The sequence below is a fragment of the Streptomyces composti genome, from assembly GCF_012034205.1.
Classification (GTDB): Bacteria; Actinomycetota; Actinomycetes; order Streptomycetales; family Streptomycetaceae; genus Streptomyces; species Streptomyces composti.
In genome coordinates this window covers 1-13,269 of sequence record NZ_JAATEM010000054.1, presented here as the reverse complement: position 1 = coordinate 13,269, position 13,269 = coordinate 1, and the positions used below count along the sequence as shown (strand labels likewise).

Annotated in this window: 13 protein-coding genes; all 13 read left to right on the top strand. The window is 72.0% G+C overall.

Annotated elements, in window-relative coordinates; genetic code table 11:
- Positions 1-989 (top strand): iron-containing alcohol dehydrogenase family protein (locus HCJ93_RS28615; protein WP_167998739.1); only part of this gene is annotated, 989 nt, incomplete at its 5' end.
- A gap of 13 nt (positions 990-1,002) precedes the next feature.
- Positions 1,003-1,746: a CDP-alcohol phosphatidyltransferase family protein gene (locus tag HCJ93_RS28610; protein WP_167998738.1), complete on the top strand. Its 744-nt coding sequence runs from the start codon at positions 1,003-1,005 to the stop codon at positions 1,744-1,746.
- A gap of 32 nt (positions 1,747-1,778) precedes the next feature.
- Positions 1,779-2,624, top strand: a complete 846-nt coding sequence (locus HCJ93_RS28605; RefSeq protein WP_167998741.1) for a glycosyltransferase family 2 protein — start codon at positions 1,779-1,781, stop codon at positions 2,622-2,624.
- A gap of 101 nt (positions 2,625-2,725) precedes the next feature.
- Entirely contained in the window at positions 2,726-3,661 is a 936-nt protein-coding gene (locus HCJ93_RS28600) for an ABC transporter permease (protein ID WP_167998737.1), read from the top strand.
- Positions 3,654-4,451, top strand: coding sequence for an ABC transporter ATP-binding protein (locus HCJ93_RS28595; RefSeq protein ID WP_167998736.1), 798 nt, complete (start codon positions 3,654-3,656; stop codon positions 4,449-4,451). The genes HCJ93_RS28600 and HCJ93_RS28595 overlap by 8 nt, the downstream gene beginning before the upstream one ends.
- A gap of 360 nt (positions 4,452-4,811) precedes the next feature.
- Positions 4,812-5,714, top strand: coding sequence for a squalene synthase HpnC (gene hpnC, locus HCJ93_RS28590; RefSeq protein ID WP_167998740.1), 903 nt, complete (start codon positions 4,812-4,814; stop codon positions 5,712-5,714).
- Positions 5,711-6,661, top strand: coding sequence for a presqualene diphosphate synthase HpnD (hpnD, locus tag HCJ93_RS28585; RefSeq protein WP_167998735.1), 951 nt, complete (start codon positions 5,711-5,713; stop codon positions 6,659-6,661). Before hpnC ends, hpnD begins: the two co-directional genes overlap by 4 nt.
- On the top strand, positions 6,661-6,807 hold the full coding sequence (locus tag HCJ93_RS30305) for a DUF6380 family protein (protein ID WP_373563628.1): 147 nt from the start codon (positions 6,661-6,663) through the stop codon (positions 6,805-6,807). The genes hpnD and HCJ93_RS30305 overlap by 1 nt, the downstream gene beginning before the upstream one ends.
- Positions 6,804-8,225 carry a hydroxysqualene dehydroxylase HpnE gene (hpnE, locus tag HCJ93_RS28580; protein WP_167998734.1) on the top strand — a complete coding sequence of 474 codons (1,422 nt, stop codon included), beginning with the start codon at positions 6,804-6,806 and terminating at the stop codon, positions 8,223-8,225. The genes HCJ93_RS30305 and hpnE overlap by 4 nt, the downstream gene beginning before the upstream one ends.
- A complete protein-coding gene (locus HCJ93_RS28575; protein WP_167998733.1) occupies positions 8,225-9,364 on the top strand; it encodes a polyprenyl synthetase family protein in 1,140 nt (379 codons plus the stop codon). Before hpnE ends, HCJ93_RS28575 begins: the two co-directional genes overlap by 1 nt.
- 119 nt (positions 9,365-9,483) lie before the next feature.
- Positions 9,484-11,529: a squalene--hopene cyclase gene (gene shc / locus HCJ93_RS28570; protein WP_167998732.1), complete on the top strand. Its 2,046-nt coding sequence runs from the start codon at positions 9,484-9,486 to the stop codon at positions 11,527-11,529.
- On the top strand, positions 11,529-12,170 hold the full coding sequence (locus tag HCJ93_RS28565) for a phosphorylase family protein (protein WP_167998731.1): 642 nt from the start codon (positions 11,529-11,531) through the stop codon (positions 12,168-12,170). Before shc ends, HCJ93_RS28565 begins: the two co-directional genes overlap by 1 nt.
- Positions 12,171-12,175: 5 nt before the next feature.
- Positions 12,176-13,228 carry an adenosyl-hopene transferase HpnH gene (gene hpnH / locus HCJ93_RS28560; protein ID WP_167998730.1) on the top strand — a complete coding sequence of 351 codons (1,053 nt, stop codon included), beginning with the start codon at positions 12,176-12,178 and terminating at the stop codon, positions 13,226-13,228.
- The last annotated feature ends 41 nt before the right edge of the window (positions 13,229-13,269 follow it).

Sequence of the window (13,269 nt, the reverse complement as noted above, 5' to 3'; positions counted from 1 at the left end):
GGTGCGTGCTCGCCGACGAGCGGATCTCGCAGTCGGGCCGGCTCGCGGTCGCGGTGAGCGGCGGCTCCGGTGCCCGGCTGCGGGAGCGGGTGGCGCCCTCGCTGCCCGGCGCGACCTGGTTCGAGGTGGGCGGCGGCACCATCGACGACGCCGTCCGGCTGGCGAGCGGCATCAAGGCCGGCCACTACGACGCGGTGGTCGGGCTCGGCGGCGGAAAGATCATCGACTGCGCCAAGTTCGCGGCGGCCCGCGTCGGCCTCCCGCTCGTGGCGGTGGCCACCAACCTGGCGCACGACGGTCTGTGCTCCCCGGTCGCCACCCTCGACAACGACGCAGGACGTGGCTCCTACGGCGTGCCCAATCCGATCGCCGTCGTCATCGACCTGAATGTGATCCGTGAGGCGCCGGTGCGCTTCGTGCGCTCCGGGATCGGCGACGCCATCTCCAACATCTCCGCGGTCGCCGACTGGGAGCTGTCCCACCGGGTCAACGGCGAGAAGATCGACGGTCTGGCCGCGGCGATGGCCCGTCAGGCGGGCGAGGCGGTGCTGCGGCACCCCGGCGGCGCGAGCGACGACGACTTCCTCCAGGTCCTGGCCGAGGCACTGGTCCTCACCGGCATCGCGATGTCGGTCTCCGGCGACTCCCGCCCCTCCTCCGGCGCCTGCCACGAGATCAACCACGCTTTCGACCTGCTCTTCCCGCAGCGGGCCGCGGCCCACGGCGAGCAGGTCGGCATCGGTGCCGCCTTCGCGATGTATCTGCGCGGGGCGCACGAGGAGTCGGCGAACATGGCCGCGGTGCTGCGCCGCCACGGGCTGCCGGTGCGCCCGGAGGAGATCGGTTTCACGGTCGACGAGTTCGTCCGGGCCGTCGAGTTCGCCCCGGAGACCCGCCCCGGCCGCTACACCATCCTCGAACACCTCGACCTGAAGACCGACCAGATCAAGGACGTCTACGCCGACTATGTCAAGGCCATCGGTAGCTGAACTCCGTCCGGTCGTGCACCCCGAGGGGGTCAAGGACCGGCGCAGCGGTGAGCACTGGATGGGACGCCTCTACATGCGCGAGGTGTCCCTGCGGGTCGACCGCTACCTGGTGAACACCAGGGTCACCCCCAACCAGCTCACGTACCTGATGACCGTCTGCGGCGTCCTCGCGGCGCCCGCCCTGCTGGTGCCCGGGATCTGGGGCGCCGTGCTCGGCGTGGTCATGGTCCAGCTGTACCTGCTGCTCGACTGCGTCGACGGCGAGATCGCCCGCTGGCGCAAGCAGTTCTCGCTCGGCGGGGTCTACCTCGACCGGGTCGGCGCCTACCTGTGCGACGCGGCCGTCCTGGTCGGACTCGGTCTGCGCGCCGCCGACCCGTGGGGCTCCGGGCGGATCGACTGGCTGTGGGCCTTCCTCGGCACCCTCGCGGCGCTCGGCGCCATCCTGGTGAAGGCCGAGACCGACCTGGTCGGCGTCGCCCGCCACCAGGGCGGGCTGCCCCCGGTGAAGGAGGCCGCCGCCGAGCCGCGCTCCTCCGGCATGGCGCTGGCCCGCAGGGCGGCCGCGGCGCTGAAGTTCCACCGGCTGATCCTCGGCATCGAGGCGTCCCTGCTGATCCTGGTCCTGGCGATCGCCGACCAGATCCACGGCGACCTGTTCTTCACCCGCCTCGGCACCGCCGTCCTGGCCGGTATCGCGATGCTGCAGACCGTGCTGCACCTGGTGTCGATCCTCGCGTCGAGCAGGCTGAGGTGAGCGCCTTGAAGGTCGGGGCCGTCATCATCACCATGGGCAACCGCCCCGACGAGCTGCGCGCCCTGCTCGACTCGGTGGCCAAGCAGGAGGGCGACCCGGTCGAGGTCGTCGTCGTCGGCAACGGCTCGCCGGTGTCCGGCCTCCCCGAAGGGGTGCGCACCGTCGAGCTGCCGGAGAACCTCGGCATCCCCGGCGGGCGCAACGCCGGCATCGAGGCCTTCGGCCCGGCCGGACGCGACGTGGACGTCCTGCTGTTCCTCGACGACGACGGGCTGCTGGCCGGCCACGACACCGCCGAGCTGTGCCGGGAGGCCTTCGCCGCCGACCCGCGCCTGGGCATCATCAGCTTCCGCATCGCCGACCCCGAGACCGGGGTCACCCAGCGCCGCCACGTGCCCCGGCTGCGCGCCTCCGACCCGCTGCGCTCCTCCCGGGTGACCACCTTCCTGGGCGGCGCCAACGCGGTGCGCACCCAGGTCTTCGCCGAGGTCGGCCTGCTGCCGGAGGACTTCTTCTACGCCCACGAGGAGACCGACCTCGCCTGGCGGGCGCTCGACGCCGGCTGGCACATCGAGTACCGCGCCGACATGGTGCTCCACCACCCGACGACGGCGCCCTCGCGGCACGCGGTCTACCACCGCATGATCGCCCGCAACCGGGTCTGGCTGGCCCGCCGCAACCTCCCCGCGCCGCTGGTCCCGGTCTATCTGGGCGCCTGGGTGCTGCTCACCCTTGTGCGTCGTCCCACACGCGCGGCGCTCAAGGCGTGGTTCGGCGGATTCCGGGAAGGGTGGACCACACCCTGCGGCCCGCGCCGGCCCATGAAGTGGCGTACGGTGTGGCGGCTGACCCGACTGGGCCGGCCCCCGGTGATCTGACAAGCTCGTATCCGGGAACATCCCGGGGCCGCACCTCGGCTCCCCGGCTCAGGCCATGGCCGATCAAGGCCGCGCATCTCGAGGACGAAAGTTTTCCACCAGTGAGTGAGACAACGCACGACGGCACGGTCGCGGTGAGCGCGCCCGTGTCGCCCGACGAGGGTCTGACGTCGGCCGAGCTCGCCGCCAAGTACGGGCTGTCGGTCAGCGGCGCCCGGCCGTCCCTCATCGAGTACGTCCGTCAGCTCTGGGGCCGGCGTCACTTCATCATGGCCTTCTCCCAGGCGAAGCTGACCGCCCAGTACAGCCAGGCGAAGCTCGGCCAGCTGTGGCAGGTGGCGACGCCGCTGCTGAACGCGGCCGTGTACTTCTTCATCTTCGGTCTGCTGCTGGACGCCAAGCGGGGCATCCCCAGCGACGTGTACGTGCCGTTCCTGGTGACCGGCGTCTTCGTGTTCACCTTCACCCAGAGCTCGGTGCTGGCCGGTGTGCGGGCCATATCCGGCAACCTGGGCCTGGTGCGGGCCCTGCACTTCCCACGGGCCTCGCTGCCCATCTCGTTCTCGCTGCAGCAGCTCCAGCAGCTGCTGTTCTCCATGGTCGTGCTGGTCGCGGTGATGCTGGCGTTCGGCAGCTATCCCGACTGGTCCTGGCTGCTGATCGGGCCGGCGCTGCTGCTGCAGTTCGTGTTCAACACCGGCCTCGCGCTGATCTTCGCCCGCATGGGCAGCAAGACCCCCGACCTGGCCCAGCTGATGCCGTTCGTGCTGCGTACCTGGATGTACGCCTCGGGCGTGATGTTCAGCATCCCGGCGATGCTCGCCGACAAGGACGTCCCCGGCTGGCTGCCCGACCTGCTCCAGTGGAACCCCGCCGCGGTCTACATGGACCTGGTCCGCTTCGCCATGATCGACGAGTACGACTCCACCTACCTGCCCCCGCACATCTGGGCGGTCGGCATCGGCTGGGCGCTGCTGATCGGCGTGGCGGGCTTCATCTACTTCTGGAAGGCGGAGGAGAGGTACGGCCGTGGCTGAGGAGAACGACGGCACGAAGTCCGGGCGTGTCCCCACCGTCATCGCGGACGACCTGCACATCGTCTACCGAGTGAACGCCGGCCGGTCCGGCAAGGGGAGCGCCACCGCCGCGCTCAGCCGCATCCTGCGGCGCGGCAAGGACGACGAGGCGCGGGGCGTGCGCAAGGTGCACGCGGTGCGCGGGGTCTCCTTCGTCGCCTACCGGGGTGAGGCGATCGGCCTGATCGGCTCCAACGGCTCCGGCAAGTCCACCCTGCTGCGCGCCATCGCCGGGCTGCTCCCGGCCGAGCGCGGCAAGGTCTACACCGACGGCCAGCCGTCCCTGCTGGGCGTGAACGCCGCCCTGATGAACGACCTCACCGGTGAGCGGAACGTGATCCTCGGCGGGCTGGCGATGGGCATGTCCCGCGAGGAGATCAAGGCGCGCTACCAGGAGATCGTCGACTTCTCCGGCATCAACGAGAAGGGCGACTTCATCTCCCTGCCGATGCGCACGTACTCGTCCGGCATGGCGGCCCGCCTGCGCTTCTCCATCGCCGCCGCCAAGGACCACGACGTCCTGATGATCGACGAGGCGCTGGCCACCGGCGACCGGAAGTTCCAGAAGCGGTCCGAGGCCCGCATCCGCGAGCTGCGCAAGCAGGCCGGCACGGTGTTCCTGGTCAGCCACAACAACAAGTCCATCCGGGACACCTGCGACCGGGTGCTGTGGCTGGAGCGCGGCGAGCTGCGCATGGACGGGCCGACCGACGAGGTGCTCAAGGAGTACGAGAAGTTCACCTCCAAATGACCCGATGAGCCCAGCGGGCCCCGCCGGAGACGCTCCGCGGGGCCCGGCGTGTGCAAAGAACACACCAACTCCTGTTTCCCGCAGGAATCTTGACGCCGATCGGTGTGTTGTTGTGATGTGCGGTTCACCCCGGCGGTCGGTTTCGCGTTGTACAACGTAAGCTGTACCGGTGCCCAAAGGCGGCAATCAGGGCCATAATGCGCGACACGTCCGGAGCGGCCACCGGGCGGAAGTCCCGGCGGCGTGTCCGAAATAGTGTGTATTGGGTCGGCGGTGTAGAACGGGAGATGTGACGGCAATGGCTACGGAAACTCCCCAGGTGAACGCAGCATGCGCCGTCCCCGCCCCGGGCAGCACACGATGACGCCGCCCGGCACGGCGCGTGCCGCCGACCCCGAGCGCGCCACCCTCGACAAGGCCGCCGCGGAGAACTTCCCCGTGGCGCCGTTCTTCCTGCCCGGAGCCTGGCGGGCCGATCTGATGGCCGTCTACGGCTTCGCCCGGCTGGTCGACGACATCGGCGACGGCGACCTCGCCCCCGGCGGCGCCGACGCGGCCCTCCTCGGTGTCTCACCCGAACAGGCGCACGACCGGCTGCTTCTTCTGGACGCCTTCGAGGCCGACCTGCGCCGGGTCTTCGACGGCACCCCCCGCCACCCCCTGCTGCGCCGTCTCCAGCCGGTCGTGCGGCGGCGCGCACTGACCCCCGGGCCCTTCCTCGCGCTGATCGCCGCGAACCGGCAGGACCAGCTCGTCACGCGCTACGAGACCTACGACGACCTGCTCGCCTACTGCGAGCTGTCCGCCAACCCCGTCGGCCGTCTCGTCCTCGCCGTCACCGGCACCGTCAGCCCCGAGCGCGTCCGCCGTTCCGACGCCGTGTGCACCGCCCTGCAGATCGTCGAGCACCTCCAGGACGTGGCGGAGGACCTCGGCCGCGACCGGATCTATCTGCCCGCCGAGGACATGAAACGCTTCCACGTCCAGGAGGCCGACCTCGCCGCCCCCACCGCCGGCGCCTCGCTGCGGGCCCTGATCGCCTTCGAGGCGGAGCGCGCCCGGGCGCTGCTGCGCGAGGGCGATGCGCTGGTGAGCAGCGTCCGGGGCAGGCTCAGGCTGCTGCTCGCCGGGTTCGTGGCGGGGGGAAGGGCGGCGCTGGACGCGATCCGTGCCGCCCAGTTCGACGTACTTCCCGGCCCGCCCCGGCCCGGCAAGCTGACGCTGCTGCGCGAGGCGGGCGTGACCCTGCGAGGAGAGGGGTGATCCGGACCGTGGAGTCGGAACCGCACGCGTCCGCACCGGTACTCGCCGCCTACCGTTACTGCGAGGCCGTCACCGGGCAGCAGGCCCGCAACTTCGCCTACGGCATCCGGCTGCTGCCCACGCCCAAGCGGCGCGCGATGTCGGCGCTGTACGCCTTCTCCCGGCGCGTCGACGACATCGGCGACGGCGTGCTGGCGGACGACGTCAAGCTCGCCCGGCTCGCGGAGACCCGTGCCCTGCTCGGGCGGATCCGTGCCGGGGCCGTCGAGGAGGACGACACCGACCCGGTGGCCGTCGCCCTGACGCACGCCGCCCGGCACTTCCCGATCCCCCTCGGCGGGCTCGACGAGCTGATCGACGGCGTGCAGATGGATGTGCGCGGCGAGACCTACGAGACCTGGGACGACCTGAAGGTCTACTGCCGCTGTGTGGCCGGCGCCATCGGTCGTCTCTCCCTCGGCGTGTTCGGCACTGTACCGGGGGCGCGCGGCGCCGAACGCGCGCCCGAGTATGCCGACACGCTCGGCCTCGCGCTCCAGCTCACCAACATCCTCCGGGACATCCGGGAGGACGCCGAGGGCGGCCGCACCTATCTTCCGGCGGACGACCTGGCGAAATTCGGCTGCTCGGCCGGGTTCCGCGGGCCACGGCCACCGGAGGGCTCCGACTTCGCGGGCCTCGTGCACTTCGAAGTGCGTCGGGCCCGCGCCCTTTTCGCCGAGGGCTACCGTCTGCTTCCCTTGCTCGACCGGCGCAGCGGCGCCTGCGTCGCCGCCATGGCCGGCATCTACCGCCGCCTCCTCGACCGCATCGAACGCGACCCGGAGGCGGTGCTGCGCGGCCGGGTCTCGCTGCCCGGGCGCGAGAAGGCGTATGTCGCCGTGCGCGGGCTGTCCGGCCTGGACGCCCGGCACGTGACCCGGCGGACCGTCAGGAGGCGCGCCTGATGGAGACAACGGAGACCCCCGTCCCCGGCGACGACCCCGACGGCAAGCGGCGGGCAACCCTCCGCGGCAGGGGTGCGTCCCAGACTGAGACGGCAGGTCGTTCACGCTTCACGCACTCCGGCCGTCGGGGGGAGGGCGCACGATGACCCGTGTCACGCGGTCCGAGGGCCGGTACGCCGGCACCACGGAAGGACGGCACGCCGTCGTGGTCGGCGGCGGGCTCGCCGGCGTCACCGCCGCGCTCGCGCTCGCCGACGCGGGCGTCCGCGTCACCCTGCTCGAAGGCCGGCCCAGACTCGGCGGACTCGCCTTCTCCTTCCAGCGGGGCGGACTCACCGTCGACAACGGCCAGCACGTCTACCTGCGCTGCTGCACCGCCTACCGCTGGTTCCTCGACCGCATCGGGGGAGCGGACCTCGCCCCGCTGCAGAACCGTCTCGACGTGCCCGTCGTCGACGTCCGCAGACCCGAGGGACGCAGACTCGGCCGGCTGCGGCGCGACCCGCTGCCCGTGCCGCTGCATCTCAGCCGCAGCCTCGCCACCTACCCGCACCTCACGCTCGCCGACCGGGCCAGAGCCGTCCGGGCCGCGCTCGCGCTCCAGCGGCTCGACCCCGGCGATCCGGCGCTGGACACCCAGGACTTCGGCGCCTGGCTGACCGCGCACGGTCAGACGCCGCGCGCCGTCGAGGCCCTGTGGGACCTGGTCGGGACCGCCACCCTCAACGCGAGAGCCGCCGAAGCGTCCCTGGCGCTCGCCGCGATGGTGTTCAAGACCGGCCTGCTGTCCGAGCCGGGCGCCGCCGACATCGGCTGGGCGCGCGTCCCGCTGGGCGAACTGCACGACCGGCTGGCCCGCAAGGCGCTCGAGGCCGCGGGCGTGCGCACCGAGGTCCGTACCCGCGTCACCTCCCTCTCCGCCGACGGCAACGGCGGATGGAGCGTCCGGGTCCCCGGCGAGACCGTCGAGGCCGACGCCGTCGTCCTCGCCGTGCCCCAGCGGGAGACCCACGACCTGCTGCCCGCAGGAGCCCTCGACGCCCCCGAACGGCTCCTCGGCATCGGCACCGCACCCATCGTCAACGTGCATGTCGTCTACGACCGCACAGTGCTCACCCGGCCCTTCCTGGCCGCGCTCGGCACCCCCGTCCAGTGGGTGTTCGACCGCACCGAGGCCTCCGGCCTGACCCGCGGCCAGTACCTGGCGCTGTCCCAGTCCGTGGCGTACGACGACATCGACACGCCGGTGGCCGAGCTGCGCGAGCGCTATCTGCCCGAGCTGCACCGGCTGCTGCCGCGCACCCGCGACGCCCGGGTCGAGGATTTCTTCGTCACCCGCGAACGCACCGCCACGTTCGCCCCCGCACCGGGCGTCGGGCGGCTGCGCCCCGGCGCCCGCACCAGAGCCCCCGGCCTGTACCTGGCCGGAGCGTGGACCGCCACCGGGTGGCCCGCGACCATGGAGAGTGCGGTCCGCAGCGGCGTCGGAGCGGCGGACGCCGCGCTGCACGCCCTGGGCCGGCCCCGCCCGAGGCACCTCTTCCCGATCGAGGAGGCGGCCTGATGTCCGATCAGCAGCCCGGCGCGGCAGAACCCCGCACCCCCGGTACCGCTACAAGAGGAGAGACTGTGCCCACTGTGCCCCCGGCCCCGACGGCCGAGCGGAGGACCGCGGTGGACGTGTCCGCGCTGCTGGAGCGCGGCCGGACCCTGGCCACGCCGGTGCTGCGGGCGGCCGTAGACCGTCTGGCCCCGCCCATGGACACCGTCGCGGCCTATCACTTCGGCTGGATCGACGCCCACGGCAGGCCCGCGGAGGGCGACGGCGGCAAGGCCGTGCGCCCCGCCCTCGCGGTGCTGTCCGCCGAGGTCACCGGCGCCCGCCCGGAGACCGGCATCCCCGGCGCGGTGGCCGTGGAACTGGTCCACAACTTCTCCCTGCTGCACGACGACCTGATGGACGGCGACGAACAGCGCCGGCACCGCGACACCGTCTGGAAGGTGCACGGCCCCGCTCAGGCCATCCTGGTCGGCGACGCCCTGTTCGCCCTCGCGAACGAGGTGCTGCTGGAGCTCGGCACCGTGGAGGCCGGCCGCGCCGCCCGCCGCCTGACCAGCGCCACCCGCGCGCTGATCGACGGCCAGGCCCAGGACATCTCCTACGAGCACCGCGACCGCGTCAGCGTCGAGGAGTGCCTGGAGATGGAGGGCAACAAGACCGGCGCCCTGCTCGCCTGCGCCAGCTCCATCGGCGCCGTGCTGGGCGGCGCCGACGACCCGACCGCCGACGCCCTGGAGACGTACGGCTACCACCTCGGCCTCGCCTTCCAGGCCGTCGACGACCTCCTCGGCATCTGGGGCGACCCGGAGGCCACCGGCAAGCAGACCTGGAGCGACCTGCGCCAGCGCAAGAAGTCCCTCCCGGTCGTCGCCGCCCTGGCCGCCGAGGGACCCGCCGCCGAGAAGCTCGGCGAGCTGCTCGCCGCCGACGCCAAGAGCAGCGACTTCGAGAGTTTCTCCGAGGAGGAGTTCGCGGCCCGCGCCGCGCTCATCGAGCAGGCGGGCGGCCGCGAGTGGACCGCCGAGGAGGCGCGCCGTCAGCACACCATCGCCATCGAGGCCCTCGACGCAGTGGACATGCCCGAGCAGGTGCGGGAACGGTTCACTGCGCTCGCGGACTTCGTCGTCGTACGAAAGAGATGATCACTATCGGTCGAACAACCCTCGCGTAGTCGCCGGCCGGTGGTGAGGGGAGCGAGCCACCGGCCGACGGCGGACCCACAGCAGACGCACGGCTTGCAGGACTGCACGAAGGGGAAGCCATGACAGCGACGACCGACGGAAGCACCGGGGCGGCCCTGCCGCCCCGAGTGGCCGCGGCCAACGACACCGACACCGAGACCCCGCAGGCGACCGGGGCGGCCGAGGCGGCCGCCCGCGCCATGCGGCGCGCCACCGACTTCCTGCTCTCCCGCCAGTCCGACGAGGGCTGGTGGAAGGGAGACCTCGAGACCAACGTCACCATGGACGCCGAGGACCTGTTGCTGCGTCAGTTCCTCGGCATCCGCGACGAGGACACCACGCGCGCCGCCGCCCTGTTCATCCGCGGCGAGCAGCGCGAGGACGGCACCTGGGCCACCTTCCACGGCGGCCCCGGCGACCTCTCCACCACCGTCGAGGCCTATGTCGCGCTGCGCCTGGCCGGGGACGCGCCCGACGCCCCGCACATGGCGAAGGCCGCCGCGTGGATCCGCGAACAGGGCGGCATCGCCGCCTCCCGCGTCTTCACCCGGATCTGGCTGGCCCTGTTCGGCTGGTGGAAGTGGGAGGACCTGCCCGAACTCCCGCCCGAGCTGATCTGGTTCCCCACCTGGGTGCCGCTGAACATCTACGACTTCGCCTGCTGGGCCAGGCAGACCATCGTCCCGCTGACGATCGTCTCCGCCAAGCGGCCGGTGCGGCCCGCGCCGTTCCCGCTCGACGAGCTGCACACCGACCCCGCCGTCCCCAACCCGCCGAGGCCGCTCGCCCCGGCCAACACCTGGGACGGCGTCTTCCAGCGGCTCGACAAGGCGCTGCACTCCGCCCGCCGCGTGGTGCCGCGCAGGCTGCGCCGGGCGGCCATGAACACCGCCGCTCGCTGGATCATCGAACGCCAGGAGAACGACGGCTGCTGGGGCGGCATCCAGCCGCCGGCCGTCTACTCGATCATCGCCCTGCACCTGCTCGGCTACGACCTCAACCACCCGGTGATGCGGGAGGGCCTCGCCTCCCTCGACCGGTTCGCCGTCTGGCGCGAGGACGGGGCCCGGATGATCGAGGCCTGCCAGTCCCCGGTGTGGGACACCTGCCTCGCCACCATCGCCCTCGCCGACGCGGGCCTGCCCCCCGACCACCCCCAGCTGGTCAAGGCCGCCGACTGGATGCTCGGCGAGCAGATCGTCCGCCCCGGCGACTGGTCGGTGCGCCGGCCCCATCTCCCGCCGGGCGGCTGGGCGTTCGAGTTCCACAACGACAACTACCCCGACATCGACGACACCGCCGAGGTGATCCTCGCGCTGCGCCGCGTCAGGCACCACGACCCCGAACGGGTCGACAACGCCATCGCCCGAGGCGTGCGCTGGAACCTCGGCATGCAGTCGAAGAACGGCGCCTGGGGCGCCTTCGACGTGGACAACACCAGCCCGCTCCCCGACCGGCTGCCGTTCTGCGACTTCGGTGAGGTCATCGACCCGCCGTCCGCCGACGTCACCGCGCACGTGGTGGAGATGCTCGCCGCCGAGGGCCTCGCCCACGACCCGCGCACCCGGCGCGGGGTGCGCTGGCTGCTCGCCGAGCAGGAGCCCGACGGATCGTGGTTCGGACGCTGGGGCGTCAACTACATCTACGGCACCGGATCCGTCGTCCCCGCGCTCACCGCGGCCGGCATCCCCGGCTCGCACCCGGCGATCCGGCGGGCCGTCGCCTGGCTGGAGTCGGTGCAGAACGACGACGGCGGCTGGGGCGAGGACCTGCGCTCCTACCAGGACGCCCGCGAGTGGTCCGGCCGGGGCGCCTCCACCGCCTCCCAGACGGCCTGGGCGCTGATGGCGCTGCTCGCCGCCGGGGAACGCGAGTCCAAGGCCGTGGAGCGCGGCATCGAGTGGCTGGCCGCCACCCAGCGGGAGGACGGCTCCTGGGACGAGCCGTACTTCACCGGCACCGGCTTCCCCTGGGACTTCTCCATCAACTACCACCTGTACCGGCAGGTCTTCCCGCTCACCGCGCTCGGCCGGTACGTCAACGGGGACCCGTTCGCGAAGCGGCCGGCCGGCCGGGAGGGCGCCGCCACCGGGGAACACCGGCGCGCCGAGGCGAAGGGAAGCTGATGACCACCCAGCCCGCCCCTGCTCCGCTGCTGATCGCCTGCGCGCTCGGCATCGAGCAGTTCGCCCTGCGGGTGAGCGAGCGCGGCGGCGCGGGCGGGCCGGTCACCGTGCTGCGTACCGGGATGGGGCCGGCGGCTGCCGAGCGGGCCGTCTCCCGAGTGCTCGCCGGCCCCGCCCTGCGCGACGCCGCGGTGCTCGCCACCGGCTTCTGCGCGGGGCTCGCCCCCGGCATGCACCCCGGTGACCTGGTGGTCGCCGAGGAGACCCGCGACCCGCGCGGCAGCGTGCCCTGCGTGGGGACCGAGCGGCTGGTGAAGGAGCTGGTGCGCGCCGTGCCCGGCCGCACCGTCCACACCGGGCCGCTCACCGGGTCCGACCATGTGGTGCGCGGTCACGAACGGTCCGCTCTGCTGGCGACCGGCGCGATCGCGGCCGACATGGAGTCGGCGGCCACCCTGCTGACCGCCGTGCGCGCGGGAGCGCGCCCGGTTGCGGCCGTCCGGGTGGTCGTGGACGCTCCAGAACATGAACTGGTCCGGATCGGCACGGTGCGCGGTGGAATATCGGCTTTCCGTGTTCTTCGTTCCGTACTCCCGGCTTTCTACGAATGGCACCGTTCCTTGCTGCTCCCCAGGAGGTGAGCCAGATGGCCATGCCGCTGCGCCAGTCCATCAAGGTCGCTACATACTTGGCCGAACAGAAGCTCCGCCGGAGGGACAAGTTTCCGCTCATCGTCGAGCTGGAACCGCTCTTCGCCTGCAATCTCAAGTGCGAGGGGTGCGGCAAGATCCAGCACCCGGCCGGGGTGCTCAAACAGCGCATGCCGGTCGCCCAGGCCGTCGGCGCGGTGCTGGAGTCCGGTGCCCCGATGGTGTCCATCGCCGGCGGCGAGCCGCTGATGCACCCTCAGATCGATGAGATCGTGCGTCAGTTGGTGGCCCGCAAGAAGTACGTCTTCCTGTGCACCAACGCCATGCTGCTGCGCAAGAAGATGGACAAGTTCACCCCGTCCCGGTACTTCGCGTTCGCCGTGCACATCGACGGGCTGCGGGAGCGGCACGACGAGTCGGTCGCCAAGGAGGGCGTGTTCGACGAGGCGGTGGCGGCCATCAAGGAGGCCAAGCGGCGCGGCTTCCGGGTCACCACCAACTCCACCTTCTTCAACACCGACACCCCGCAGACCGTCATCGAGGTGCTCAACTACCTCAACGACGACCTCCAGGTCGACGAGATGATGATCTCCCCCGCCTACGCCTACGAGAAGGCTCCCGACCAGGAGCACTTCCTCGGGGTCGAGCAGACCAGGGAGCTGTTCAAGAAGGCCTTCGCGAACGGCAACCGGCGCCGCTGGCGGCTGAACCACTCGCCGCTGTTCCTCGACTTCCTCGAGGGCAAGGTCGACTTCCCGTGCACCGCCTGGGCCATCCCCAACTACTCCCTGTTCGGCTGGCAGCGCCCCTGCTATCTGATGGCCGACGGCTATGTGCCGACGTACCGGGAGCTGATCGAGGACACCGACTGGGACCGCTACGGCCGCGGCAAGGACCCGCGCTGCGCCAACTGCATGGCCCACTGCGGCTACGAGCCGACCGCGGTCCTCGCCACCATGGGGTCCCTGAAGGAGTCGCTGCGCGCGATGCGCGAGACGGTCTCCGGTGGCACCGGCCACGCCAAGCCCTCCTCCGCCGCGAAGGGGTGACGAGATGACCGCTGTCTCGCTCGGTATGCCGTCCGTCCCGG

Excerpts from the sequence above, each read along its gene's own strand:
- HCJ93_RS28605 (WP_167998741.1), top strand. The coding sequence starts at position 1,779 with ATGGGCAACCGCCCCGACGAGCTGCGCGCCCTGCTCGACTCGGTGGCC.
- HCJ93_RS30305 (WP_373563628.1), top strand. The coding sequence starts at position 6,661 with ATGGAGACAACGGAGACCCCCGTCCCCGGCGACGACCCCGACGGCAAG.
- HCJ93_RS28575 (WP_167998733.1), top strand. The coding sequence starts at position 8,225 with ATGTCCGATCAGCAGCCCGGCGCGGCAGAACCCCGCACCCCCGGTACC.
- hpnE (WP_167998734.1), top strand. The coding sequence starts at position 6,804 with ATGACCCGTGTCACGCGGTCCGAGGGCCGGTACGCCGGCACCACGGAA.
- hpnH (WP_167998730.1), top strand. The coding sequence starts at position 12,176 with ATGGCCATGCCGCTGCGCCAGTCCATCAAGGTCGCTACATACTTGGCC.
- shc (WP_167998732.1), top strand. The coding sequence starts at position 9,484 with ATGACAGCGACGACCGACGGAAGCACCGGGGCGGCCCTGCCGCCCCGA.
- HCJ93_RS28565 (WP_167998731.1), top strand. The coding sequence starts at position 11,529 with ATGACCACCCAGCCCGCCCCTGCTCCGCTGCTGATCGCCTGCGCGCTC.
- hpnC (WP_167998740.1), top strand. The coding sequence starts at position 4,812 with ATGACGCCGCCCGGCACGGCGCGTGCCGCCGACCCCGAGCGCGCCACC.